The 559-nt window shown below is 42.4% G+C and carries 1 pseudogene; it reads right to left on the bottom strand.

The features are described 5' to 3' along the window. A pseudogene (locus Q0873_RS18170) lies at nt 1–559 on the bottom strand (hypothetical protein); the annotation flags it as partial.

Here is a 559-nt window from a genome sequence, read left to right as displayed (position 1 = left end):
CAATAGTAGTTGCTGCTGCTGGTGCATCATTCGCCTCACATCCTTCTTGGTCAATAGCGTTTAAGCTACCAGTTACTGATGGAGCTGTTTCGTCTTTGATATTAATAGTTTGTTGAATATCTGTGCTGTTTCCACAGTCGTCTGTGATTGTATACGTACGAGTTACTACAAATACTGTTGGACAGGTTCCTGCTACCGAACTATCACTGCTTGTTACGGTTAAGTCTGAATCACATGCATCGGTAATAGCGGTTACTCCTCCTAAAGCAATTAATCCTGCAATAGTAGTTACTGCCGCTGGTGCATCACTCGCCTCACATCCTTCTTGATCGATAGCGTTTAAGCTCCCTGTTACTGATGGTGCAGTTTCATCTTTGATGTTGATGGTTTGTTGAATATCTGTACTGTTTCCACAATCGTCTGTGATTGTGTACGTACGTGTTACTACAAATACTGTTGGACAGGTTCCTGCTACTGAACTATCACTGCTTGTTACTGTTAAGTCTGAATCACATACATCGGTAATAGCGGTTACTCCTCCTAAAGCAATCAGTCCTGC

The sequence above is a fragment of the uncultured Tenacibaculum sp. genome, assembly GCF_947498805.1.
Taxonomy (GTDB): domain Bacteria; phylum Bacteroidota; class Bacteroidia; order Flavobacteriales; family Flavobacteriaceae; genus Polaribacter.
Note: the sequence above shows the minus strand (reverse complement) of the source record. Positions and strands in the feature narration are given on the sequence as shown.